The sequence below is a fragment of the Pantoea vagans genome (assembly GCF_004792415.1).
In the GTDB taxonomy this organism is placed as follows: Bacteria; Pseudomonadota; Gammaproteobacteria; order Enterobacterales; family Enterobacteriaceae; genus Pantoea; species Pantoea vagans.
This window is the reverse complement of sequence record NZ_CP038853.1, coordinates 1,178,012-1,200,556: the sequence shown is the minus strand read 5'-3', so window position 1 is coordinate 1,200,556 and position 22,545 is coordinate 1,178,012. Positions and strand designations below refer to the sequence as shown.

The following is a 22,545-nucleotide window of genomic DNA, read 5'->3' as shown; positions in this document are numbered from 1 at the left end:
GGGTAGTTTTGTTATGCAGATCGAATTTTAAGCGATCAACCCTGAAATATTTTAAAAACAATATTGCAACATGCACACAGGTCGGACCTATACTCTCCGCACTGGTCTGATATGTGCGTTTTACATCAGTCCCTACAATCCGCCGTCCTTTGTTACGCGACGTTATAGCGTTAAATAATAATTCACATGAGGTTGTGGTCATGAACCATAAAAACCTGTTTGCAAAGTCAGCCGTGGCGGCTGCAGTGGCGCTTGTCTCTTCACACGTTTACGCAGCTGGATTTCAGTTAAATGAGTTTTCTACAATTGGTTTAGGTCGCGCATATTCAGGCGAAGGGGCAATGGGTGATACGGCGGCATCAGCCAGCCGTAACCCGGCGACGATGGCGTTGATGGATCGTCCGGAATTTTCTATCGGTGCGGTTTATATTGCGCCAGACGTCAATATCAGTGGTCGCAGTCCCAGCGGACGCAGCCTGGATGCTAATAATATTGCCCCGAATCAGTGGGTCCCAAATATTCATTATGTTCAGCCCATCAACGATCAGTGGTGGATCGGCGCGTCTGCAACCTCTAACTATGGCTTAGCAACAGAGTTTAATAATGGTTACACCGCGGGGGGGTACGGCGGTAAAACCGATCTGGTAACCGGCAATTTTAATCTCAGCACCGCGTACCGCTTAAATGAACATTTTAGTTTTGGCGTCGGTTTTGATGCGGTTTATGCGAAAGCCAAAATTGAACGCTATGCCGGTGAGTCTGGTGCAAGACTGGGCGTTCCGGCTGATACGCAGGTTGCCCATCTGAAAGGCGATGAGTGGGGATATGGCTGGAACGCCGGTATTCTGTATGAAGTGGATGAAAATAACCGCTTCGGCTTTACCTATCGTTCCGAAGTGAAAGTCGACTTTGATGGTGATTACAAGAGCAGCCTCTCATCCCGGCTGAATGCGGTGAATAACCCGGAAGTATCAGGCGTGCCGTTTGGCACCAACGGCACCACCGTTCCAGGTGCATTAACCCTGAATCTGCCAGAAATGTGGGAAGTATCGGGCTGGCATAAAGTGGCTCCGCAGTGGGCGGTTCACTACAGCATGGCATATACCAGCTGGAGCCAGTTCCAGGAACTGAAAGCCACGGGTTCAAATGGCCAGACGCTGTTCTATAAAGATGAAAGCTTCCGCGATGCTTACCGCATTGCCCTGGGCACCACCTATTCCTACGACAAGAACTGGACTTTCCGCACCGGTATCGCGTTTGATGATAGCCCGGTACCAGCTGACAAGCGTTCTATCTCTATTCCGGACCAGGATCGTTTATGGCTGAGTGCTGGTACATCGTATGCCTTTAACGATGATGCCTCGGTCGATTTGGGCATCTCTTATATGCATGGCCAGAAAGTGACGGTGAAAGAAGGTCCTTATACCTTTACCTCTGAAGGTAAGGCCTGGCTTTACGGCGCGAACTTTAACTACAAGTTCTGACCGAGGGACGAGATTAAAAAAAGGCGACTCAGGTGAGTCGCCTTCAGACTGCTCACCAATTCCGGCTTATTCCCGGCAGGTGCCGGAGTTTCAGAGATTCTCACTCCCCGACGCCTTTCTTCACCATAGTTTATCAACGCTCGCAGATAGAAGATTTATCCTCACCTTTCCCGGACTCTCCCATTACAGGTTTATCGCGGCTTGCGTGGGGAACATATAGGCATAGTTGCGCTGGCTGATGCCAACAACGGTTTATCCCCGCTCACGCGGGGAACACTTCGCCAGTAAATTCAACATCCATCGTGCCGTCGGTTTATCCCCGCTCGCGCGGGGAACACACTAACCAGAAACGCGCCGATATACTGCCAACCGGTTTATCCCCGCTCGCGCGGGGAACACCTGCCTGATAAGTGGCGACCGCCAGGCTGAGGCGGTTTATCCCCGCTCGCGCGGGGAACACCGGCGTAGCCGGGGAGCGTCCGGCGCTGCCTCCGGTTTATCCACGCTCGCGCGGGGAACACAACAAAACGCGCGACTTCTTGTGCGCTCATATCGGTTTATCCCCGCTCGCGCGGGGAACACGGAGCATGACAGCCGGAGAGGCGGTGTCCTCTCGGTTTATCCCCGCTCGCGCGGGGAACACGTTTTTTGAATGAATTTCACTCCCACATCAGCCGGTTTATCCCCGCTCGCGCGGGGAACACTACGCTTCCTCGATCCAGCTGTTCGTTCCTCGCGGTTTATCCCCGCTCGCGCGGGGAACACGCTGAGAGTGTCCATAAAATTTTGGACTAATGCGGTTTATCCCCGCTCGCGCGGGGAACACCATCGCTGTTTCTGAGCGCGTGATTAATGTCGCGGTTTATCCCCGCTCGCGCGGGGAACACTTTACGTCCATAACTGGTTGGAGAATGCGTTACGGTTTATCCCCGCTCGCGCGGGGAACACTGCTGTGAGCCACCACCGCTGTTTCCGCTGGCCGGTTTATCCCCGCTCGCGCGGGGAACACAGCTATGTCCTACCTGACAGCGGCTGAAATAGCGGTTTATCCCCGCTCGCGCGGGGAACACATTAGGGCCGTGGCTGCGACGATAGTGGGCAACGGTTTATCCCCGCTCGCGCGGGGAACACGGGCCGTAGCGATAAGCAGATGTGTAGCTAAGCGGTTTATCCCCGCTCGCGCGGGGAACACCTACTTATCACAATGCTCTTTATGCACAAGAACGGTTTATCCCCGCTCGCGCGGGGAACACAAAATCGAGTAGAAGATCAGAAGGTCTCATGGCGGTTTATCCCCGCTCGCGCGGGGAACACTCTAAATTTATCCAACTGATTACAAAGCGCTTTTTCATACCAGAAAATTCCACTGAATTTTACATCCGCATCTGGCCCCTATAAACAGTTAATCTCTGACACCAAATCTGTCGAAAAAATACGCTCATACTGGAAGACAGAAGGTTAATAGCAGTCTCAAACTGGAAAGGTTGTTACGGATAAAGTCAGAAGTAAGGCAGAGGAAAGAACCGTCCCGTAGCATGAATAACGAGAATCGGGCGGTCAGGGAAAGGCTGAACCTGTACTCTGTTCTGCCCCGGTCTTACAGCAGACCGGGGCAGACGTTAGCAACAAATTTGTGTCGCGCCCTTTTACGGACCGTGACATTACTGCGAATCGATATCCTTCAGGTCATCCTGAATCGCGGCTGCGTTAGGATTGTCTTCCGGCTTGAGCTTACCGCCACGCGCCAGGAAGTCGTGCCGCTGGAAGTAGGCGTTACGGATAAAGGCGTATGGATCGCTCTGCTGTTTCAGGATGGCATCAGAATCCAGCAACTGAGCGCGGGTCTCGATACCTTCCAGCGTCCATTTACCAATCGACATCGGCCAGGTCAGCCAGCCGAGGATCGGATAGAGCGTATCAACATAGTCGCCGCCATCCTGACGAACCGTGAAGCTGCCGTAAGCAGGCAGTTCAACATAAGGCCCGTAGCCGACGCCATAGTGACCCAGCGTGGTACCGAAACGATGCGGCTCTTCACGCGCCAGTTCCGGGTTGGCTTTACCAGCAACGTCGATGAAACCGCCCAGCCCCAGCACGCTGTTCAGGAAGAAACGGGTGAAGTGAATGCCCGCATCACGTCCGTTACCGACCAGAATGGCGTTGACCATACTGGCTGGCTCTTCCAGGTTGCCGAGGAAATTGCTCAGGCCGGTACGTGCCGGGACCGGCACATAATCACGCCATGCGACAGCGACCGGACGAAGCACGTACGGATCCAGCACGTTGTAGTTAAAGTTAAACATCGTGCGGTTAAAGCCTTCGAATGGATCGCTGCGCTGCGCAGGATCGCTATTCGCCGGCTTTGAACTGGCACAACCCACCAGAAGGACGCTGGCCATAGCCAGGCTGGTCAGGCGATAATTCATTCCAATCTCCCTGTGCGGATGAAAAAGGTCAGCCCATCGTTCAGGTCATCGCCCTGTCGTATCGGCTTATCCGATGAGCATAGCTGACTTTGTGCCAGAGGCAGCAGGCAATGGCACGCATCATTTTTAACGTTATCAATTTTGACGTTCAGGGTAGCTGCTTATTGATCTCCACCGCGATCGGCTGATGGCCATCCCAGGGCATCACCGCGCTCAGACCCAGCCAGTCACCCGGCTGCGGATTGGCGCTGCCATCGCGGGAAATCCGCACCCGAACCTCAACCTGATGCTGCGCCGAAAGCAGGCGATCCGGCATCATGGCATCGCTGTCATCCAGCGTCAGCGACAGCGGGAAGTGGCTGAGCGGCATACGCTTAACCGCCACCGGTACCGGTGAATCCCCGTCAGAAACCGAAATATACAACACTCCGTCCTGAGGTAACATTTTTTCTGCCTCTGGCGTCAGCGTCACTGTCAGCGCCAGCTGACGACTCTGCTGCCCCGCATCACTCCGGGCCTTTTCAATGCTGCGGGCGATCATCGCGTGTCGCGAATCACCGGCAGGCAACAGACCCAGCAGGGTCTGCCATGCATCGATAGCCTGATCGTAGTGCTGCTGACCGTAAGCGTTATACGCCAGCAGGCTCAGCGTCCGCGGGTTTTGCGGATCCACTTTAAGCAATGATTGCAGCAGCAGTGATGCCTGACGGTTATCCTGCGGATCGGAGGATCTTGTCAGCACCTCTGCATAATCCTGCTTGAGCGCCAGATCGTTGGGCGAAAGCTGAAGTGCACGCTCAAAGGCCTGGCTGGCCATCTCCGCATTATTCAGCACCATGCCGAGCCGTCCCAGCATCGTCCAGTCGGCCAGATTATCCGGTTCGGTTTGCAACGCGGTACGCAATCCGAGCTGTAAACGCGCCAGCTCCTCCATACTCAGCGGTTTTGCGCCGGGATCCATCAGGCGGGCACGCAGCTCAGGATATGCCTGCTGCACCTGCATCCAGCCGGTGAATTGTGCCAGGCCACCGGTTTTCAGATAAGTTCCCAGCGAAACCGCAACCAGCACAATCAGGCCTGGCAGCAGAATCCAGCGGCTGCTGCTGTGTGACTGCAGCGTCTGTGCCGGCGGGATATCTGCCAGTAGCGTCTGCTGTAGCTCCCGTTCCATCAGCGGACGCTCAGCAACGACGCCCTGCGCTTCATCCTGCGCCAGCTCATCTATCCGCTGATGGTAGAAACGCTGATTAAGGCGATCGCGATCGCCTGCGCTGGCCTGACGCTGCCGCCAGCCTGCGGCCAGAAACAGCGTGCAGACCGCCAGCAGTAACAGAAAAAGGGTAATCCAGAATGCACTCATTACGGCTTCCTGTCTGACTTCAGTAGCGCATTAAGACGCTGTTGCTCATTTTCATCCAGCTCACTGCGGGTTTTGCGCTGACGGCTGCGCAGGATGATTACCACGCCACCCAGCAGCGCAAACAGCGCCGGACCCGCCCACAGAATAAGGGTTGAAGGCGTGACCGGTGGCGAATAGCTGACGAAGTTGCCGTAGCGCGCCACCATGTAGTCGATAATCTGCTGGCGACTCTGGCCCTGCTTCATCAGCTGATAGACTTTCAGCCGCATATCGGCGGCAATCATCGCATTCGAATCGGCAATGCTGTTGTTCTGGCATTTCGGACAGCGCAGTGACGCAGTCAGGTCGCGGTACTGTTCTTCCTGGGCCTCCGAGTCAAATTGCAGCGTGTCGATGCTTGCCCACAGGTTAATGCTGATCAGCAGGCCGCAGAGCAGTAACAGCATTCTCATGATCCCGCCTCCGCACTGTATTTCATCCACAAGGGTTTCACTTCCTGCTCCCAGACGCGCGCATTCAGATCGCCCGCATGGCGATAACGGATGATCCCTTTACCGTCGATCAGGAAAGTTTCCGGCGCGCCATAAACGCCGAGATCCAGTCCCAGCATGCCGTTGCCATCGTAGAGGCTCAGCGCATACGGATTACCCAGCGTATTCAGCCAGTTAACCGCCTTTTGACGATCGTCTTTATAGTTCAGCCCGACGACACGAATGCCCTGCTCTGCCAGCGTATTCAGATAGTGATGTTCAGCGCGGCAGGTCGGACACCAGGTCGCCCAGACGTTGAGCAATATCGGTTTGCCATCCGTCAGCACGCGCTGATCATAAGTTTTGCCCGGCTGATCCAGTGCTTCCAGCCGGAACAGCGGCACCGGTTTGCCAATCAGGGCCGATTCCAGACGGGTCGGATCGTCGCCATCGGCATTGCGCGTCAGCTGCCACAGCAGCGCAGCCGCCAGCAGCAGAAACAGCATCAGGGGAATAAACAGGATTTTCTTGTTCATGTCCGCACCTCCGTTTCTGCTTTTTTGCGCGAACGGTAACGGGGATCAAACAGGCAGAACAGCCCGCCCACCGCCATCAGCGCGCCACCGAACCAGATCCAGCGGACAAAGGGTTTGTAGTAGATGCGAACGGCCCAGCCGCCATCCTCCAGCTCTTCGCCCAGCGCCGCGTAGAGATCGCGGCTGAAACCGCCATCGATCGCCGCTTCGGTCATCATGGTGCGGGCGGCGGTATAAAAGCGTTTTTCCGCCTGCAGCGTCGCTTCATGTTTGCCATTGCGCGTGACATCAATGATGCCCATGCCGCCGCTGTAGTTAGGCCCCTGCAGATTCTGCACGCCACGGAAGACAAAGTGATAATGATGAATATCGACGCTATCGCCCGCCTTCATCCGCACATCGCGTTCGACGCTGTACTGCGTGCTGAACGCAATGCCAATCACCGTGACACCCACGCCCAGATGGCCCAGCACCATGCCCCAGTGGCTGCGCGACAGATGACGTAAACCCGAAAAGAACGGATGACGATGGGTGGCGCGCTCATGCAGTTCCAGCAGCGTCAGCACGATAATCCAGAGTGACATCAGCAGACCAACCACCGTCATCGCTTCAATACGATCCTGCAGCCACCACGGAATGATCACGGAACAGGCCAGAGTCACCATCAGCGCCAGCGCCAGCCGTTTTGTCAGCTTCTGCGGTTCATCGCGACGCCAGCGCACCAGCGGCCCAATCCCCATCAGCAGCGCAAACGGTGCCATCAGCCAGCTGAACATGGTGTTGAAGAAGGGTTCACCGACCGAAATGCTGCCCAGGCCCAGCTGCTTGTGCACCAGCGGCAATAGCGTGCCGAGCAGCACCACCAGCATCGCGGCAATCAGCAGCACGTTATTACCCAGCAGGAACGATTCCCGCGACCAGGTTTCATTCTGAACCCGGCCACGCACCTGCCCGCCTTTAATGGCGTAGAGCAGCAGTGAACTGCCGATGACAATCACCAGAAATGCGAGGATAAACATGCCGCGCGCCGGATCGGAGGCAAAGGAGTGCACCGACACCAGCACGCCGGATCGCACCAGGAACGTCCCGAGCAGGCTCAGCGAAAACGCCGTAATCGCCAGCAGCACGGTCCAGGCCTTAAAGGTGCCGCGCTTTTCGGTCACCGCCAGCGAGTGCATCAGGGCGGTGCCCGCCAGCCATGGCATAAACGAAGCATTTTCAACCGGGTCCCAAAACCACCAGCCGCCCCAGCCCAGTTCGTAATAGGCCCAGGCAGATCCAAGGACAATCCCGATGGTCAGAAAGACCCAGGCCGCCGTCGTCCAGGGACGCGACCAGCGCGCCCAGGCGGTATCGAGCCGTCCGGCCATCAGTGAGGCGATGGCATAGGCAAACGCCACTGAAAAGCCGACATAGCCCATATAGAGCAGCGGCGGATGAAAGATCAGGCCAATATCCTGCAGCATCGGATTCAGGTCGTGCCCGTCTATCGGGAAGTCCGGCAGCGTGCGGCCAAACGGATTGGAGGTCAGCAGGATAAACAGCAGGAAGCCGAGGTTGATCATTCCCATGACGGCCAGCACGCGGGCCAGCGCATCCTGCGGCATCCCTCGGCTGAAGATCGCTACCGCCAGTGTCCAGGTGCTGAGCAGCAGCACCCACAGCAGCAGTGAACCTTCGTGTGCGCCCCAGGTGGCGGCGATGCGATAGTAGACCGGCAGCAGGCTGTTGGAGTTCGTGACGACATAGGCAACGGTAAAATCGTTGCTGATAAAGGCCCAGACCAGCAGCGCAAACGCCGCTGCGATGCAGACAAACAGGCCGCAGGCCAGCGGACGCGCCATCGCCATCAGACGGGCATCCTGACGTACTGCGCCCCACAGCGGATAGCTGCTCAGCAACAGGGAAAGCCCCAGCGCCAGGCAGAGCAGAAAGGTTCCGATTTCGGGCATCATGATGATTTATTTCCCGCCTGATAGAGCGACTGCGGGCCGGTGTGATTACTCTTCATCGCGTCTTCAATTTCCGGCGGCGTGTATTTCTCATCATGTTTCGCCAGCACTTCCTTGGCGATAACCTGGTTGCCCGTCGTCAGCACGCCCTGTGCGACAACGCCCTGCCCTTCCCGGAACAGATCCGGCAGGATGCCTTCAAAACTGACGCTGACCACGCCGCGTGCATCATAAAGTTTGAAGGATACCGCCAGCGTATTGGGATCGCGCCGGACGCTGCCGGGCATCACCATGCCACCGACGCGCAGTCGCTGGCCCGCTTCAGGCTTCTCGTGCGCCTCGCCTTTGCCGTAGAGAATTTCACCCGGGGTATAGAACAGATCGATGTTTGAGCGCAGCGCATACATGACCAGCGCGGTGGCAAGGCCAAGGCCGAGCAGGATCGCCACTGCCGCATAGAGGCGGTTGCGTCGACGGATATTCACAGTGTCTCTCCTGCCGCTTCAGCCGCGGCTTTTTTCGTTTTCGCCGCCCGGATGCGACGTTCCCGCGCATCACGCTGGCGGATCTCAGCCAGCAGGCGGCGGCGCAGCAACAGGGTATGCAGCGTCAGACCGATAAGCGGAAGCAACGTGCAGGCAACCGCCAGCCAGACGTAAAAGGCATAACCGCCCATCGCAAAGAAGGCGTGCCACGAGGTAAATGCCGGGGTCATGCCTGCTCTCCCCGCTTCGCCACATCAATCGCCCAGGGACGATGACGCTCGGTTAACAGAATCAGATTGCGCAGCCGCATCAGGGTCAGCGTGATAAACAGCAGCAGATAACCGAGGATCGACCAGCGCAGCGGCGTGCGCATTACTGGCGCAATCGCCTGCTGAAGAATGCCTGACGAGCCCTGATGCAGAGTATTCCACCACTGCACCGAGAAGTGAATGATGGGCAGATTGACCACGCCAACCAGAATCAGAATCCCGGCGGCCCGGCCTGCGGTGCGGCGGTCATCAAATGCGTGATAAAGCGCGATCACGCCCATATAGAGGAACAGCAGCACCAGCTCCGACGTCAGACGCGCATCCCAGATCCACCAGGTGCCCCACATCGGCTTGCCCCATGCGGAACCGGTGACCAGCGCAATAAAGGTAAAAACCGCGCCTACGGGAGCCATGGCGGCTGAGACCAGATCGGCCATCTTCATCTGCCACACCAGACCAGTAAAGGCGGCGATAGCCATGGAGGCATAGATGCCCATCGACCACATCGCGGCGGGTACATGGATATACATGATGCGAAAACTGTCGCCCTGCTGATAGTCAGCAGGGGCAAATCCGAATCCCCAGACCCAGCCCAGCAGCAACGATGCCAGCCCTGCAACGGCAAACCAGGGCACAAGTCGCCCCGAAAATTGATAAAGCCGTTCGGGCCTGGCCAGCTGATGTAACGCTTTCCACATATCAGATGCTCACATTAACGATAAAAGAGTATTGCCGCGTCTTTTACGCGCGGTGGATACAAGCAGGTTACTGCAAAGTAATGCGTAGCGCCGCTGCCGTGGCAAACGGCGCGAGCGTGGCGCTGCCCAGCAGCATCGCGCCGAGAATCGCCAGATAACCACCAATCGGCAATCCCTGACTGGCCGCCTCCATCGCCGCACTGGCGAAGATCAATACCGGAATCGCCAGCGGCAGCACCAGCAGGCTCAGCAGCACACCGCCGCGTCGCAACCCCACCGTCAGACCCACGCCAATCGCACCGAGAAAACTCAGCGTTGGCGTGCCGAGCAGCAGCGTCAGGGCCATCGCCCGCCAGCCATTAAAATCCAGCGACAGCAGCAGCGCGGCCAGTGGCGACAGAATGATCAGCGGCACGCCGGTGACCAGCCAGTGCGCCACCACTTTGCCTATGACCGTTACCGGCAGTGGCGTCGGCTGCAGTACCAGTTGCTCCAGCGAGCCATCACTGAAGTCATCGCGAAACAGCCGTTCCAGCGCCAGCAGCGACGCCAGCAGTGCGGCAACCCAGGCAACGCCCGGCGCAATGCGCGCCAGCTGTTGCGGGTCCGGTCCGATGCCCAAGGGAAACAGGGTGATGACAATCAGGAAAAACCAGAGCGGATTGACCACATCTGCACCGCCGCGAAAGGCAATGCGCAATTCACGCTGGATGAGGCGAAACAGCATCACTCTGCCTCCACGTCGCCAAGGCGAATTTTACGCACCCGCGCCGCATCCGCAGGTAAATCCTGATGGGTCGTGAGGATCACTGCACCGCCGTTATCGGCATGCCAGGCGAATTGCGCCATTAATTTTTCAATACCCGCTTTGTCGATGGCGGTCAGCGGCTCGTCGAGGATCCAGATACGGGCCTGACTGAGCCACAGCCGCGCCAGCGCCACCCGACGCTGCTGACCTGCCGACAAGCGGCTGACCGGCACCTCTTCATCGCCCGTAAGGTCGACACTTTCGAGTGCTGCAAAGATCTGCGCATCAGTGCAATCGGGATGGTAGAAGCGCAGATTTTCCAGCGGCGTGAGCACGCCTTTGACACCTGGATGGTGGCCAAGATAGAGCATCGCCTGATGCCAGGTTTCACGCTGTCGCAGGATCGGCTGCTGCTGCCAGCGTATTTCACCCTCTTCCGGACGGCTCAGACCCGCCAGCAGGCGCAATAACGAGGTCTTTCCGGCACCGTTGGGGCCTTCAATCTGCACAATGTCACCAGCAGAGACGCGAAAAGAGAGCCGCCGGAACAGCGATCGTTCGTCGTATGCACAAGTAAGCGTAATGATTTCCAGCATCGAGGGGGGAATCGCACCAGCTAAAAGTGGCCGGGATATTACCACAATGTTGCTGTGGGCCGAAGTGTGAGCCAACGCTCAGTTTCGCTGCCAGTAGCTTATTCGTGCGGTATCGACGGAAGTCTGAATAAAAATGCAGTTCCGAAAAACGTTGTTACGCTTATTCGCACTGGTCGTTACATTATCAGCAAATAAAAAACGGCTACGCTTATTACGCTACAGCACTATCACCAGGAGAAAATATGAAGCCTTCATCAGGTAATGAACAGGGTCCTAACGACGTAGAGAGCGAAGAGAAGGACAAGGGCACTGACATCGAAGTCGATGAGGAGGCATTACCCTCACGCGCTGCGGCGATCCATGAAGAGATTCGTCAGGATGGTGAAAAGGAGCTGGAGCGCGACGGTATGGCGCTGCTCTGGTCAGCTATCGCGGCAGGCCTGTCTATGGGCGCCTCGCTGATGGCTAAGGGAATATTTCAGGTGCATCTTGATGGCGTACCGGGTGCGTTTCTGCTGGAAAACCTCGGTTACACCTTTGGTTTTGTTATCGTCATTATGGCGCGCCAGCAGCTCTTTACCGAAAACACCGTTACCGCCGTCTTACCGGTGATGCACAAACCGACCTGGAGCAATGCGGGTCTGCTGTTACGTTTGTGGGGCATTGTGTTGCTGGGTAACCTGATTGGCACCGCGCTGGGTGCGCTGGCGTTCAATGAGATGCCGATATTTGACGATGCAACCCGTCAGGCCTTTACCAATATCAGTATGAAGGTGATGGAACATACCCCTGGCGAGATGTTTGCCAATGCGGTGATTTCCGGCTGGATTATCGCCACCATGGTCTGGATGTTCCCCTCTGCGGGCGGCGCTAAACTGCTGGTCATTGTGATGATGACCTGGCTGGTTGCGCTGGGCGATCTGGCGCATATCGTGGTGGGCTCGGTCGAAGTGCTCTATCTGGTATTTAACGGCAGCATCAGCTGGCATGAATTTTTGTGGCCGTTTGCCCTGCCGACGCTGCTCGGCAACATTACCGGCGGCACTCTGATTTTTGCCCTGATCAGCCACGCGCAGATCCGTAATGACATGAGTGAGGCGGCGGTAGCGAAAGCGAAAGCTGAAAAGCGCAAGCAGGAGAAACGCCGCCAGCGCGAAGAGCAGGAAGGCACGGAGTAGATGGCAAGGCAGACAGTTAACTCTGTTTGCCTTTCAGGTCTGTTGGCTGAGGCGATTTGCTATGCGGGCGGCTGAAAAACGTTTACCGGAGTGTCTGCTGTAGCCGGAAGTGAAGATTCAGAGCCGGAGTGCCGCTTCAGTCTGGGTGACATCCTGGACTTCAGAACAGCTGCTTTCCGCTTTCTGTACGTAATGTTCGCGCGTACAGAAAGCCGGATTGCTGACGGAATGAGCAAACGGACGGCGATGTAGTGAATCTCATAGCCTGTTTGCGCTATACTGCGCGCCGCAGTCCTCTTAGTTAAATGGATATAACGAGCCCCTCCTAAGGGCTAGTTGCAGGTTCGATTCCTGCAGGGGACACCATCTGGACCTATCCTGAAGCCTGTCAGTATCACCCACCCTTTTGTAATCAGTGATAAAGCCTTTATCCGGGCTGCGTGTTTTCAACTGGCATCTGCACCTTTCAATATAATTCAATTAATCTCTGGTGTTTAAGCTGCGGCTTAGCCTGTTCAATGTAAAAAGAGGTCCTTTTAAATGCTTGTCGGATCAAAATTATAAAGCTTAGAGATATAGCCTTATAAGCTCGCAGGAGCAGGGTCTCTATCTTATGGTAATACTAATACTTCAAAATAATGGCACATGGAATATGTATTTTCCTTTAAAAATAAAAGGCTATCGTATGGAATGCACTGTGATGTTTCACTAGCAGAATTTAGCTTTAAAAGAAATGAAGTAATAGCTCTCGGGTTGTACAACTTAAAAGAATCTGGCTGGTCGATAAATTACGCTAATTGTTTTTTGCAGGCTTTAAATAAGAGAGCCGTTCCTTTTCAGGCTCCTGACTGATAAATAAAATTAAGTCGCTGGAGCGTTTTTTAGGGCAATCAATGTAATAAGGAGTAACAAAACCTGCAGGTAAAGCGCGGCAGCCTTGTGGATCAGTAATACACTGCAACAGCACCATAATCAGAACTTCAGAATATGAACTTATGCGGCTTCGTTTTCTGCATATTCGAGACTCTGCAGATACTGTAGCGCCACTGGATCAGCAATATAGTCAACCTGCCCGTGTTGACGCTCCACTTCATCAATAATCCGGCTGAGTTCAACCCGGAAAAACTCCTTACGCAGGTTGATTCGGTTAATACGGTAGCTTTCCAGATGGTCATGCAGCATCTTTTCAAACGTAGGGGCGTCATCGCAGGAAATCATGACGTGGACGTCAAAATCAAACGGCACGGCGGCCCCGCTCAGTTCTTTCACGTGCTCCATAGGTTCCAGCCGTCGGGTCATGCCAATTCTGAAGACGTTTTCACCGAAGGAACCGATATCCGAAAACACATAGACATGTCCCTGCTTCGTGAGCTGGGGCATGGATTTGGCGCGCTCATACTGCTAATGCGCATTCTGTATTTTCTACTCCAGCGCCGTCAGTCGCTGCCTTTCCAGCTCTTCCCTGTGGACACCTTCAGCGGCGAGCAGGACCTCCTCCAGTAAAAGCTGCTGCTCAGTAAGGCGTAGCTCCTCCTCTTCCGCTTCGCTCTGCTTTCTGTCCAGTTCATTCTGACACTGCTTTCCTCCCGCATCTGACGCTTAAGCTCGACCTGAAACTCTTTCTGCGCTTTGTCCAGCAGAGAGACCTTATCCAGAAACTGCTGTTTACCGCCCTCCCAGTTGGCATTATCTTCAAGTTCCAGAAAGGTGATTTTCTTGCTGATGGCAGCGTAAGCGTCTCCCTCCTTTCTGAGCTGGGCGTATTTGCGTTAGCAGTTATTTACCGTGGAGCCGGAAAGCAGTGTTTTGACTTTGAATTTATAAGCAAAATGCATAATACGCTGTAGTGCCCTAGAGGTCTTATTTCCGGCATTGTGGAATTCGTCGCACAGACCGAAAAGCTGTCTCTTTTCAGAATACAGACCACGAGCCACTTCAATACTAGCGGTTTCTTCAAAGGCTTTCTCTCTGCGCCTGGTCCGATGCTGCCAGTTCAAACTTTGTTGCTTTTTTCCTGAAACCCCGGTAAATAAAAACCCGCATTATCAACGCAACGGCTATGAGTAACCAAAGAACAGACCGATGACTCCGGCCGGATTCTACGCAGATTCAGTGAATCGCCCATTAAGATTAATTAATATTTTTACCGCGACATAAAAAACTCATACAATGACGCTAATAATGACCAGGATAATACCTGCCACATTGTCATCTTTTTTCTTCCTGTCATGTTTAATTTCTTTTATTTTTTCTATAAAAATTATGCGATGGTAAATAGTGATTAATTATTATCCCCACCACAAAAGGATGATGTAAGCACATACTCTGTAGCCATCCCCGGCATCCATCCATCAGGACGGCCGGGGCATTTCACATAGCCTTTACTTTGAAGAGCCGAAGTGTATGCAAAAGAAAAAATGATAGAACTTATGAGAAAAAAACCAACCAAACCTATAAAAATTCTATTGGTATTTTTGCATTTTATAATTGCCTGTTTCTCTCCGTGCCGCATAGCCAGATACCAATATATACATGGAAAAAGAAGGATTATCGGTATCATTAGTAGAGCGGAAACCGTTGGTGAAAAAACAATCTCACTTCCGAATTCAAATAGTCCAGTGAATGCATCATATGCAAACCATAAACAACCAAAAGATGAAATACACCAAATAATAAGGGTTCCAATAAATCTACGTTTTGGACTCATAAATCAACCACCTGTGAAGTTAAGTCGCCAATGTATTTTTTAACGTACTTTTTTATCTCAGACTCGACGACCTGCCGGCCTTTTCTAAGCACTCCATCAATATACATAGCGCCTAAATCCAGTACGTCGTCTGAAACCTGTCGGGATTTTTCAACAAACTCTTGTTGGGCTGATTCGATGTATGGAGCTATAAAATCAACCAGGTTATCTGTAATATGATATTTCTTATCAATAGTGTTTAACACCCAAGCTAAACCAGCCCCAAAAACAAGGACTATGGCTATGTTCAGGACAACATACGCCGACATTGTATATAACCCAACAGCGTAAAGCACTGCTGAAGAAATGCCTACTTTGGCGAGGTCGGTAGCAAGTGTTCCAAGGAACATTGCAAGTGTAGTCTCATCATTCAAGATGAAGTCAATTGTATCTATTGCCGATACATAGACAAAACCGAGAATCGCACCATCGACAATGGCTTTTTGCAAACCAAATTTCCCTATGCCTGCTTCGATTATTTTTGGGTTCATCTCTGCAAAGACCGGAGCGTTTAGAGTTTTCCTGATAGCTGCATAACCACTAATCTTTATCAGCCGTGTTCCTTTGTGATTAACAAACACCGTCGCGGTAATACCGATACTTCCAAGTTTGTAAACCATCGCTGAAGCATTAACTACATCATCTATATTCGTTGCATATGTTTTGACAGTACTCCCGACAGGATTTGTTGTGGCATCTTTCCATTTCTTTTTAACGAAATCCCAGCCGTCAATAATCCTCTGGCATTCCTCCAGCGTCAGCAAGAAGAAATCATGTTTGTTAAGTCTTAACATCCCTCGCACATTGTCATCCGGAACGGTGTAGGTGTTAATCAACGTAGGATATCCCGGAGCTACCATCGTATCAGCCTGCGCGCCTGCCAGAAAAGCCTGAAAAACGGCATTCGCTATCGATGTCTTCCCAGGCTCCTCAGCAGAAGTTTCTGCTAATGCTGAACTTTTCTCGTACGTATCATCCATCATCGACGGAATAAACTTCGCATTACAGGGGAAGGTACTGTAGCTGTCGAGGGTTCCGGCCATTCGCCTGTCGTGAATGGTATCGTTGTCGATGCCACCGGCAATCTTGTATAACCCGGCGTGCTTCCCGCAGGTGACGCTGTCCTGCTCCCGGGCAACGGGTTTATCAAACAGTGTATGATCCTCTGCACCTGTGATAATTTTCCCGCCGCAGGTCGTCTTGTCGCCCTGCACCAGATAAAAGCCCTCTGCTGTCATATTTTTTCCTTATAGCTAAATTCTGTCCTGGTTATCCGGCCAGCATTGCATTGCTGGCCGGATGGATCGCAATCAGCCATAACAGAAGCAGATGCATCTCAGGCTGAAGCTGTGATTTATCGGTTTTATTACGTGTGGTTTTCATGTGAAGCGGTAAACGCGAAATCAGTGCGGTATTGATGAAAGAGAGCTTGTTGACCTCTTCGCGAATACGCCGGAAATGATTGCCATATAACGGTTTTTTCCGGCCATTGTCACTTACCGGAGCAAGCCAGCCCTGCTGATTTTCCGTGCGTGGCTACGTCTGTTTCTGCAGCTGAGTTTTGTCAGCCTGTCAGGCCGCGACCAGATTCTGCAGTATGCTCATTATTCGACTCCATCCATGTCACTGTTTCCTGCACTGGCCATCAGCGCCTGCGCGGTGGCCGCGCTGTCGACACTGAATATCTGATCCGGCAGCGTGAAACCACGCAGATCCAGCAGTGCCAGCGGACCTTTTCCGAGTTGTGAGCGCAATACCCACTGCAGGGTTCGACCGTCCGGAGCGGTTAAGCTCATCATCCACTGGCTGCGGTCAAGCTGCTGGTGCTTACCCTGGTCCAGCCAGCGAATAAAGCCCCAGGTCCCGCTGTAATCTCCGAACAGGCGTGCGCCGGCGTTGACCGTAGTCCAGGTTAGCATCGTCCCCGGCTTGTAGGTGTCTCCCGGCCAGCGGAAACTTTGCCAGTCGGCCATCTGGTTGAAGTAGTGCAGCTTTTGTCCATCAATGGTTAACTGGGTTTCCACTACCTGCGGCACCGGACGCGCCTGCAGCTCAAAGCTGATCCCCTGGCTGCCATCAGTAAACAGGATGTCCGACACCTGGCTTAGCTGGTTAATGGCACGCAGGAAGGCCGGGTTAAAGCTCAGCCCCTGGCTGTTAACCTTATCCGGTACCCACTGATTGCCCTCTTTATGCAGTACACCGCTGAGCTCTCTCGTCAGGAAACGCTCAATACGTCCACTGTCTTTACGTAAAAACTCAGCCAGCATCGGCAGAGAGGCATCACTTTTACTCGCAGCGAACGGAAAACGCTCATCAAAGGCAGTGTGCCAGTTCGCCACTACGGAACGGCTCCATTTATCATTCAGGCTCGCCGCCGAGGGCTGAAGCACAGTCTCCCAGGCCTGGGTCAGTGGCTGAACAAACATCGTGCTGCCAAAACCGCTCCACTCTTCGCCAAGGCTTGCCGAAATCAGACTGCCGTACTGCTGGGTGTCGGTCAGATCCACACTTTTACCCTGGAATACGGTCTGCGCAAGGGTCTGCATCATTTCCTGCGGATCAGAGGCGCTGGCCACCTGTTGCAGACGCAGGCGCACGCGGGTGATGCGGGTCAGATACGTCTGCAGGCTCAGAGAGGTGTCAGCCGACATCACATTGCTACCTTTGTTTTTACCCAGAAGCTGAAGCAGCGGGCCAAAGGTTTCATCGAGTGGCCCCTGCGGCCCTGACGCAGACTGGTCAATCGCAGGCTTGTCTTTTCTGCCCACGAGGTCTTTAGCCGATTTAATGATGGAATCAGAAAGGCCTTTGCTGTGCTGGCCAGTCTGCCCCTGCCAGGCGAGGGTATTCATCAGGGCAATCAGTGGCGACTGGCGGACATCACTCATCAACGTCAGCTGGTCGGTAACGTCAGCAATGTTGTTTGCCGGATTCCAGTGCAGGCTGTTAAGGAAGCTCAGCCAGCTACCGGCAAAATCGGTGAAGTAACGTTGCGTCAAGCGCGCTTTCAGAGCTTCCGGCGAAAGGTCTGAGGAAACCGCTTTCCGGCTCTCACTCAGTACCCAGTCAATTTCATCCCGGCGGGAATTTGCGGCCTTTTCGATAGCCTGCTGAATGCCCCCTTCCCATGCCTGGCGGGTGAACATGCCCGGCACCACTTCCTCGGTGGTGAACAGACGGCGGGCATCAGTACCACTGGTCATGTCTTCCAGAGACACATCGGCAAAGTTACGGCGCACGGATTTGAGCATGTTTTCATACAGCGTGCTTTCTGCGTTTCGGCGGCCTATCTGCTGCAACAGCACCTGACGGCTCTGGCTTACCAGTTGCGCATCAGGCGTAATTTTCCACTGCGGCTGTTTTGGTAATTCGGAGATATAGAACGCCCATAAATCCGACGACAGGCTCTGCCACAGGCCGGTTGAGATGCCAATGCGCGTCGGCTGCACGGCTTTCATGGCCTGAGCGTAATACGCACCATCGGCTTTATCCGGACGGGCCATCATCAGCCAGGCCTTCAGCTGGTCATAGCCTGGCTTCGCCAGCTGTGCACGCTGGTCGCTGCCGGGAGCGGAGCCAGCCAGCACGCTGAGCTTCTGCGTCAGGGCGGCATTTGCCGAGTCGCGGATCAGGCGATTGTTCGCCACGCCGTACCAGGGCAGCATCGCGTCGAGCAGCTGCTGATTATGGTCCAGACCGAAGCGCTGATACCATGGCGCGCCTTCCTGAATACGGTGCTGCAGGCGGCCTGCGTCATTACGCAGGGTATGCAGAGCCGTCAGCTGATAATCCGATACGGAGGGATGCTCCACCAGAGCATGCGCCTGCTGCGCCACAGAGACAATCTGCAGGCGGTTGACCGCAAACGATAGCAGCGTCCCTGCCCCCCAGACACCGATAATAGCCATCAGCGTCCAAGCCACCGTCTGTTCCCAGGCCATACCAACACGGCGGCCACGCACGCGGGTGCAGTCATCCACAATGCCCTGCCAGGTTACCGGCAGGGTCAACGCATGGCGTTGTGATTCCGGGATATATTTCTCAACGTCGGCAGGTGCAGCACCGGCTGTTTCTCCTGCGGTAGAGGCGGGTTTATTCTCCGGCAGGCTAAACATCAGGCCTCGCAGCGGAACGCGCTGCTGAGAGGCAGCCAGCCATGGCACCAGTTGCTGAGCCCAGCGGGCGATGCCGCCGTCTTTAAGGTGCTGGCCCAGGCGCAGCAGGAAGTCGTGGCCATTGTTCTCAGCGACCTGACTCACGCCCTGCGTTCGCAGGGCCGGCAGCATCAGCTCAAGCTGGCGGCTAATATCGTCGGACTTAGCACGCAGTGGGAAACTGGCCCCTACCGTCTGTTCAGTGCGTTTTGCCTGCGACCACTTGCTGTCACACAACTGCCACAGCCAGACCGGCGTGGAATAACGGAGCAGTTCACTGATTTTTTCCAGTCCGCGTAAATCGTTATCACTAATCTGCGGAGTGAGATTAAGCGACCGCGGCATGACACGTACAATACCGTCCAGTGGACGACCGCGGCGCAGTTTACGCAGCGCGGCGTATTTTTCCTTATCGGGCTCAGCAGTCAGACTGCCGCCGTAAATCAGAACGGTACGGTTACCTTCAAGCCACTGTTTTTCCTGCAGGCCAGGTACCAGCAGTTCGATTGCCGCCTCATCGCCACTGATTAACAGCAGACGGGTTTTACGACGCCAGTGAAATCCAATACGGGAGCGCAGATGTCTCCGAATCCTGTCGCACATGGCCACTGCAGGATGAACTGGCGCTTTATGATTTTCCTGTTTCTCTTTCTCGTCATCACCGGTGATATTGTCGACAAGCGCATTAAACTCCTGCTTACCGGCACTGCGTACCGCCGCCAGAAGTACCACTGATACGATAAGGGCGCAGCCTGAAATACATCCGCCGGCAATAAGCCAGTAAATTTGCTGCTGACTTCCGTCTTCAATCCCGGCTATATCCGGATGCTTCCAGACCATGAAAGTCATAACGGCTAACAGCAAAAAGAAAATCAATGCGACAGCAAGATAGCGGCCTTCCGTAGTCTTCGGGGCTAAAGGTAGCTTCACGGATCCATCTCCTGTCGGGAAGCAATCGGGGTAATGAGCGTGCTCCACAGCACATTCTGTGTGGTATCACCGCAGATAATCATCTGTGGTAACTGAGTTTGTCGGGCGATTTCAGTGGCGGCAGCGATAGCCAGCCAGGGGGCCGCGGCACCGGCATGTCCCATGGATGTATCGAGCGAAACTACAGCGTCGTCCTCTACAGACTGCGCAGGGTGCGCATTCTGGCATTGGATAAATTCTGCACGCTGCTCACGCGTCAGCCCGGCAAGCCATAAATTTTTCACGATGTTTTCTTTGAGCGGGACGTTATAGGCGGCCATGTTCATCCCCTCCCTCAGCTCACCGGTTGGAGCAGCATCTGGCCGGTGCAGCAGCGCGAGAGGTTCGAGTGCCTCCTGGGTCAGGCGGTTGCCAAGAAGCAGTGCAACGGCTGCTTCAGCAGTATTGTTAGAAACAACCGGATCAATCTGGAGGCCAACAATCAATAACATCGCATCGTCTTTAATACGGTGATCCAGCCAGTGGCTGACTACCCCCGGCCCATTGCTGTCTGTGTACTCAATAGCGCAGGTCATGCCACTCTCCTGCCAGGCTTCCTGCCAGATATTTCTGACAGCAGGGAATGACAGAGATGACGAGACATCGAGGATGACAACAAGCGAAGTGTTCTCTGGAAAGTGGTGAACTGGAAGATCAGTAATGAGTTCAGAGAACAGACGTGAGATGACCAATGCAGGAGTATCTTCTGGTTCCGCCCTAATACGACTCAGCCTCCTGCTTTTTTCGCCTTTCCAGTCCGACTGCGAAATGATAATGCTGTGATTATTGAGTATTTTAAGAGCGACACAACGCTGTTCGTCTTCCTGATGGGCTGTAATAAATGTCGTATTCAGCACCTGAAGCGCACGACGAGCCCTACGGGTCTCACTCAAGATCCATTGTTCCCGACGCCGGTCAAAACCATTCGCTTTACTGTCCTGTAATGACCAGATCCACATGCGAATAGTGAAACTCACAATCCATATAACTAATGTTGTGCTAATGGCCAACATCCAGAAGTGACTGTTATCGATGTATCGTCCGAATATCCGCATAAGGATCACGTTGATGCCCAGCATCGCAACCAATACGGCAAGCCAACGGGATATTTTAGGTGGAACTTGCCGAGGATAACATTTCGGAAGATCTTTCAGGGAATACGACATTCACACTCTCATACTTTAAAATTTCCAAATTTTAACTAAGGCTAGTCACCATCAAATTAAATGCTCCCAAGCAATTTCAATGTTTTTTTAGATAAATCTTCACCTTTATCATCCGAAGAATTAACACCAGAACCACATAGGGCATTATTATTATGTATCAAAAAAAACAAACACTCTGGCCTGGCGATCCATCTTTAAATTTCGCCATGGCATTAACAGCCATAAAACCAGATGCATTTTCACTTTTAACCTGAAATAGAGATGGATGATTTGCCTTACCATTTTTCACATATGTAGCATCCGAAATTGATTTCCATACCTTATTTTTGTAGTCATAAAAATTTTATTATCAGTGACACTAACACTGTCACCCTTTTTTTTAACTTGCTTTACATAATATCCTGCTTCAAATGCTTCACCAGAATACAGGCAAGTCCACTCCGATATTGGTGATTTTTTTGGAAGTACTCATCATCAGACAATGCAGGTTATTTAAACTCACTAAAATCCATATTGCATGCATCAAACTGGATGACGAAGAAATGTTGGCACTTGAATCAGGTGACAGGGTTCTGGTTACAGATACAAATCCTGCGTTAGCAGCAAGAACAGAAGCCATAGAGAAAGAACTAAAACCGATAATGAATGGTATGTAAACTTTTTTCATAACATTACGTCCTGTGCGTACATCCTTTCAGGGATGTCCTAATGACTATGAATTTCACTTTTCCCCGGACTTCGGCCATTGATACAATTTTTCAATTAAATATTTCTTTAACTCCATCAAATCTATCTCTCACGCTTACATATCGAATGTAGTTATTTAAGACGTTTGAGGGAGATAGAGCATGACTTTGGAGTGTTATCGTCATAAATCATATTAATCAGATCATGACCTTCAACCCTTACGTTAACAAAGTTATCGCCACATGTAGGCTTTATCTCTTTGAACTTTTTGCCAGCAGGGGAAAAGAGAAAAAACCTATAGATTTTATAAGTACCCATTCCCTCATCCAGATGTTAAATACTAAAATCTTTATAGCCATCACGATTGTAATCTTTAAATGTAATGTGATTTTTTTCTCCGATGACACATCAACATTTTCTAGATTAACCTGCTTGCCGGCTTCTAAAACTGATACTTCCAACGAATCATTATCTTTCAGCAAAACCTTTGCAGAAATATTTTTTGCACTATTAACATCTAAAATGTCATTACCAAAACCAAATGCAAAATTTGTAAAAAAGCACAGAAAGAAAAAAATACATTTCATGATAATGCCTTATTTTTTCCTCAGACTTACA

At 53.0% G+C, this 22,545-nt stretch carries 19 protein-coding genes, 1 tRNA gene, 1 pseudogene and 1 CRISPR repeat array; of the genes and pseudogenes, 3 read left to right on the top strand and 18 right to left on the bottom strand.

Annotated elements, in window-relative coordinates:
• The first annotated feature begins 200 nt into the window (after positions 1-200).
• Positions 201-1,484, top strand: coding sequence for a long-chain fatty acid transporter FadL (fadL, locus tag EGO56_RS05770; protein ID WP_013358616.1), 1,284 nt, complete (start codon positions 201-203; stop codon positions 1,482-1,484).
• A gap of 248 nt (positions 1,485-1,732) precedes the next feature.
• A CRISPR array of direct repeats spans positions 1,733-2,798; the repeat unit is 29 nt; unit sequence CGGTTTATCCCCGCTCGCGCGGGGAACAC.
• 347 nt (positions 2,799-3,145) lie between these two features.
• On the opposite strand, the gene mlaA is transcribed toward fadL, so the two are convergent.
• The 10 genes from mlaA to ccmA form a co-directional block, all read right to left on the bottom strand.
• A complete protein-coding gene (mlaA, locus tag EGO56_RS05765) occupies positions 3,146-3,910 on the bottom strand; it encodes a phospholipid-binding lipoprotein MlaA (protein ID WP_013358617.1) in 765 nt (254 codons plus the stop codon).
• Positions 3,911-4,058: 148 nt separating this feature from the next.
• Positions 4,059-5,270 (bottom strand): c-type cytochrome biogenesis protein CcmI, encoded by a 1,212-nt coding sequence (gene ccmI, locus EGO56_RS05760; protein WP_135907964.1) that lies wholly within the window; start codon positions 5,268-5,270, stop codon positions 4,059-4,061.
• Positions 5,270-5,722 (bottom strand): cytochrome c-type biogenesis protein, encoded by a 453-nt coding sequence (locus EGO56_RS05755; RefSeq protein ID WP_185948872.1) that lies wholly within the window; start codon positions 5,720-5,722, stop codon positions 5,270-5,272. Before EGO56_RS05755 ends, ccmI begins: the two co-directional genes overlap by 1 nt.
• Positions 5,719-6,276: a DsbE family thiol:disulfide interchange protein gene (locus EGO56_RS05750; protein ID WP_013358620.1), complete on the bottom strand. Its 558-nt coding sequence runs from the start codon at positions 6,274-6,276 to the stop codon at positions 5,719-5,721. The genes EGO56_RS05755 and EGO56_RS05750 overlap by 4 nt, the downstream gene beginning before the upstream one ends.
• The gene (locus EGO56_RS05745) at positions 6,273-8,231 is read right to left on the bottom strand and encodes a heme lyase CcmF/NrfE family subunit (RefSeq protein ID WP_135907948.1); all 1,959 of its coding nucleotides are present in this window, start codon (positions 8,229-8,231) and stop codon (positions 6,273-6,275) included. The genes EGO56_RS05750 and EGO56_RS05745 overlap by 4 nt, the downstream gene beginning before the upstream one ends.
• Entirely contained in the window at positions 8,228-8,713 is a 486-nt protein-coding gene (ccmE, locus tag EGO56_RS05740) for a cytochrome c maturation protein CcmE (protein ID WP_013358622.1), read from the bottom strand. Before ccmE ends, EGO56_RS05745 begins: the two co-directional genes overlap by 4 nt.
• Complete coding sequence (ccmD, locus tag EGO56_RS05735) at positions 8,710-8,943, bottom strand: heme exporter protein CcmD (protein WP_013358623.1); 234 nt, start codon at positions 8,941-8,943, stop codon at positions 8,710-8,712. Before ccmD ends, ccmE begins: the two co-directional genes overlap by 4 nt.
• Positions 8,940-9,680: a heme ABC transporter permease gene (locus tag EGO56_RS05730; RefSeq protein WP_033783760.1), complete on the bottom strand. Its 741-nt coding sequence runs from the start codon at positions 9,678-9,680 to the stop codon at positions 8,940-8,942. The genes ccmD and EGO56_RS05730 overlap by 4 nt, the downstream gene beginning before the upstream one ends.
• Before the next feature lie 67 nt (positions 9,681-9,747).
• A complete protein-coding gene (ccmB, locus tag EGO56_RS05725) occupies positions 9,748-10,407 on the bottom strand; it encodes a heme exporter protein CcmB (protein WP_135907946.1) in 660 nt (219 codons plus the stop codon).
• Entirely contained in the window at positions 10,407-11,024 is a 618-nt protein-coding gene (gene ccmA / locus EGO56_RS05720; protein ID WP_135910530.1) for a cytochrome c biogenesis heme-transporting ATPase CcmA, read from the bottom strand. Before ccmA ends, ccmB begins: the two co-directional genes overlap by 1 nt.
• A 242-nt stretch (positions 11,025-11,266) precedes the next feature.
• On the opposite strand from ccmA, the gene EGO56_RS05715 reads away from it, so the two are divergent.
• Together EGO56_RS05715 and EGO56_RS05710 are read left to right on the top strand one after the other, a co-directional pair.
• Complete coding sequence (locus tag EGO56_RS05715) at positions 11,267-12,202, top strand: formate/nitrite transporter family protein (protein WP_135907944.1); 936 nt, start codon at positions 11,267-11,269, stop codon at positions 12,200-12,202.
• 291 nt (positions 12,203-12,493) lie between these two features.
• Positions 12,494-12,568 (top strand) — tRNA-Arg (locus tag EGO56_RS05710).
• A 427-nt stretch (positions 12,569-12,995) separates the two neighbouring features.
• On the opposite strand, the gene EGO56_RS22270 is transcribed toward EGO56_RS05710, so the two are convergent.
• The 8 genes and pseudogenes from EGO56_RS22270 to EGO56_RS22265 form a co-directional block, all read right to left on the bottom strand.
• Positions 12,996-13,172, bottom strand: coding sequence for a hypothetical protein (locus tag EGO56_RS22270; RefSeq protein ID WP_167493422.1), 177 nt, complete (start codon positions 13,170-13,172; stop codon positions 12,996-12,998).
• 23 nt (positions 13,173-13,195) lie between these two features.
• A pseudogene (locus tag EGO56_RS22645) lies at positions 13,196-14,343 on the bottom strand (GIY-YIG nuclease family protein).
• A 140-nt stretch (positions 14,344-14,483) separates the two neighbouring features.
• The gene (locus EGO56_RS05700; protein WP_135907942.1) at positions 14,484-14,909 is read right to left on the bottom strand and encodes a DUF1240 domain-containing protein; all 426 of its coding nucleotides are present in this window, start codon (positions 14,907-14,909) and stop codon (positions 14,484-14,486) included.
• A complete protein-coding gene (locus EGO56_RS05695) occupies positions 14,906-16,186 on the bottom strand; it encodes a PAAR domain-containing protein (protein ID WP_135907940.1) in 1,281 nt (426 codons plus the stop codon). The genes EGO56_RS05700 and EGO56_RS05695 overlap by 4 nt, the downstream gene beginning before the upstream one ends.
• Positions 16,187-16,552: 366 nt before the next feature.
• Positions 16,553-20,035, bottom strand: a complete 3,483-nt coding sequence (locus EGO56_RS05690; RefSeq protein ID WP_135907938.1) for an ImcF-related family protein — start codon at positions 20,033-20,035, stop codon at positions 16,553-16,555.
• Entirely contained in the window at positions 20,032-21,240 is a 1,209-nt protein-coding gene (locus EGO56_RS05685) for a hypothetical protein (RefSeq protein ID WP_135907936.1), read from the bottom strand. The genes EGO56_RS05690 and EGO56_RS05685 overlap by 4 nt, the downstream gene beginning before the upstream one ends.
• A gap of 415 nt (positions 21,241-21,655) precedes the next feature.
• Positions 21,656-21,907 carry a hypothetical protein gene (locus EGO56_RS22470; protein WP_238348999.1) on the bottom strand — a complete coding sequence of 84 codons (252 nt, stop codon included), beginning with the start codon at positions 21,905-21,907 and terminating at the stop codon, positions 21,656-21,658.
• A gap of 271 nt (positions 21,908-22,178) precedes the next feature.
• On the bottom strand, positions 22,179-22,514 hold the full coding sequence (locus EGO56_RS22265) for a hypothetical protein (RefSeq protein WP_167493421.1): 336 nt from the start codon (positions 22,512-22,514) through the stop codon (positions 22,179-22,181).
• Positions 22,515-22,545 lie beyond the last annotated feature (31 nt).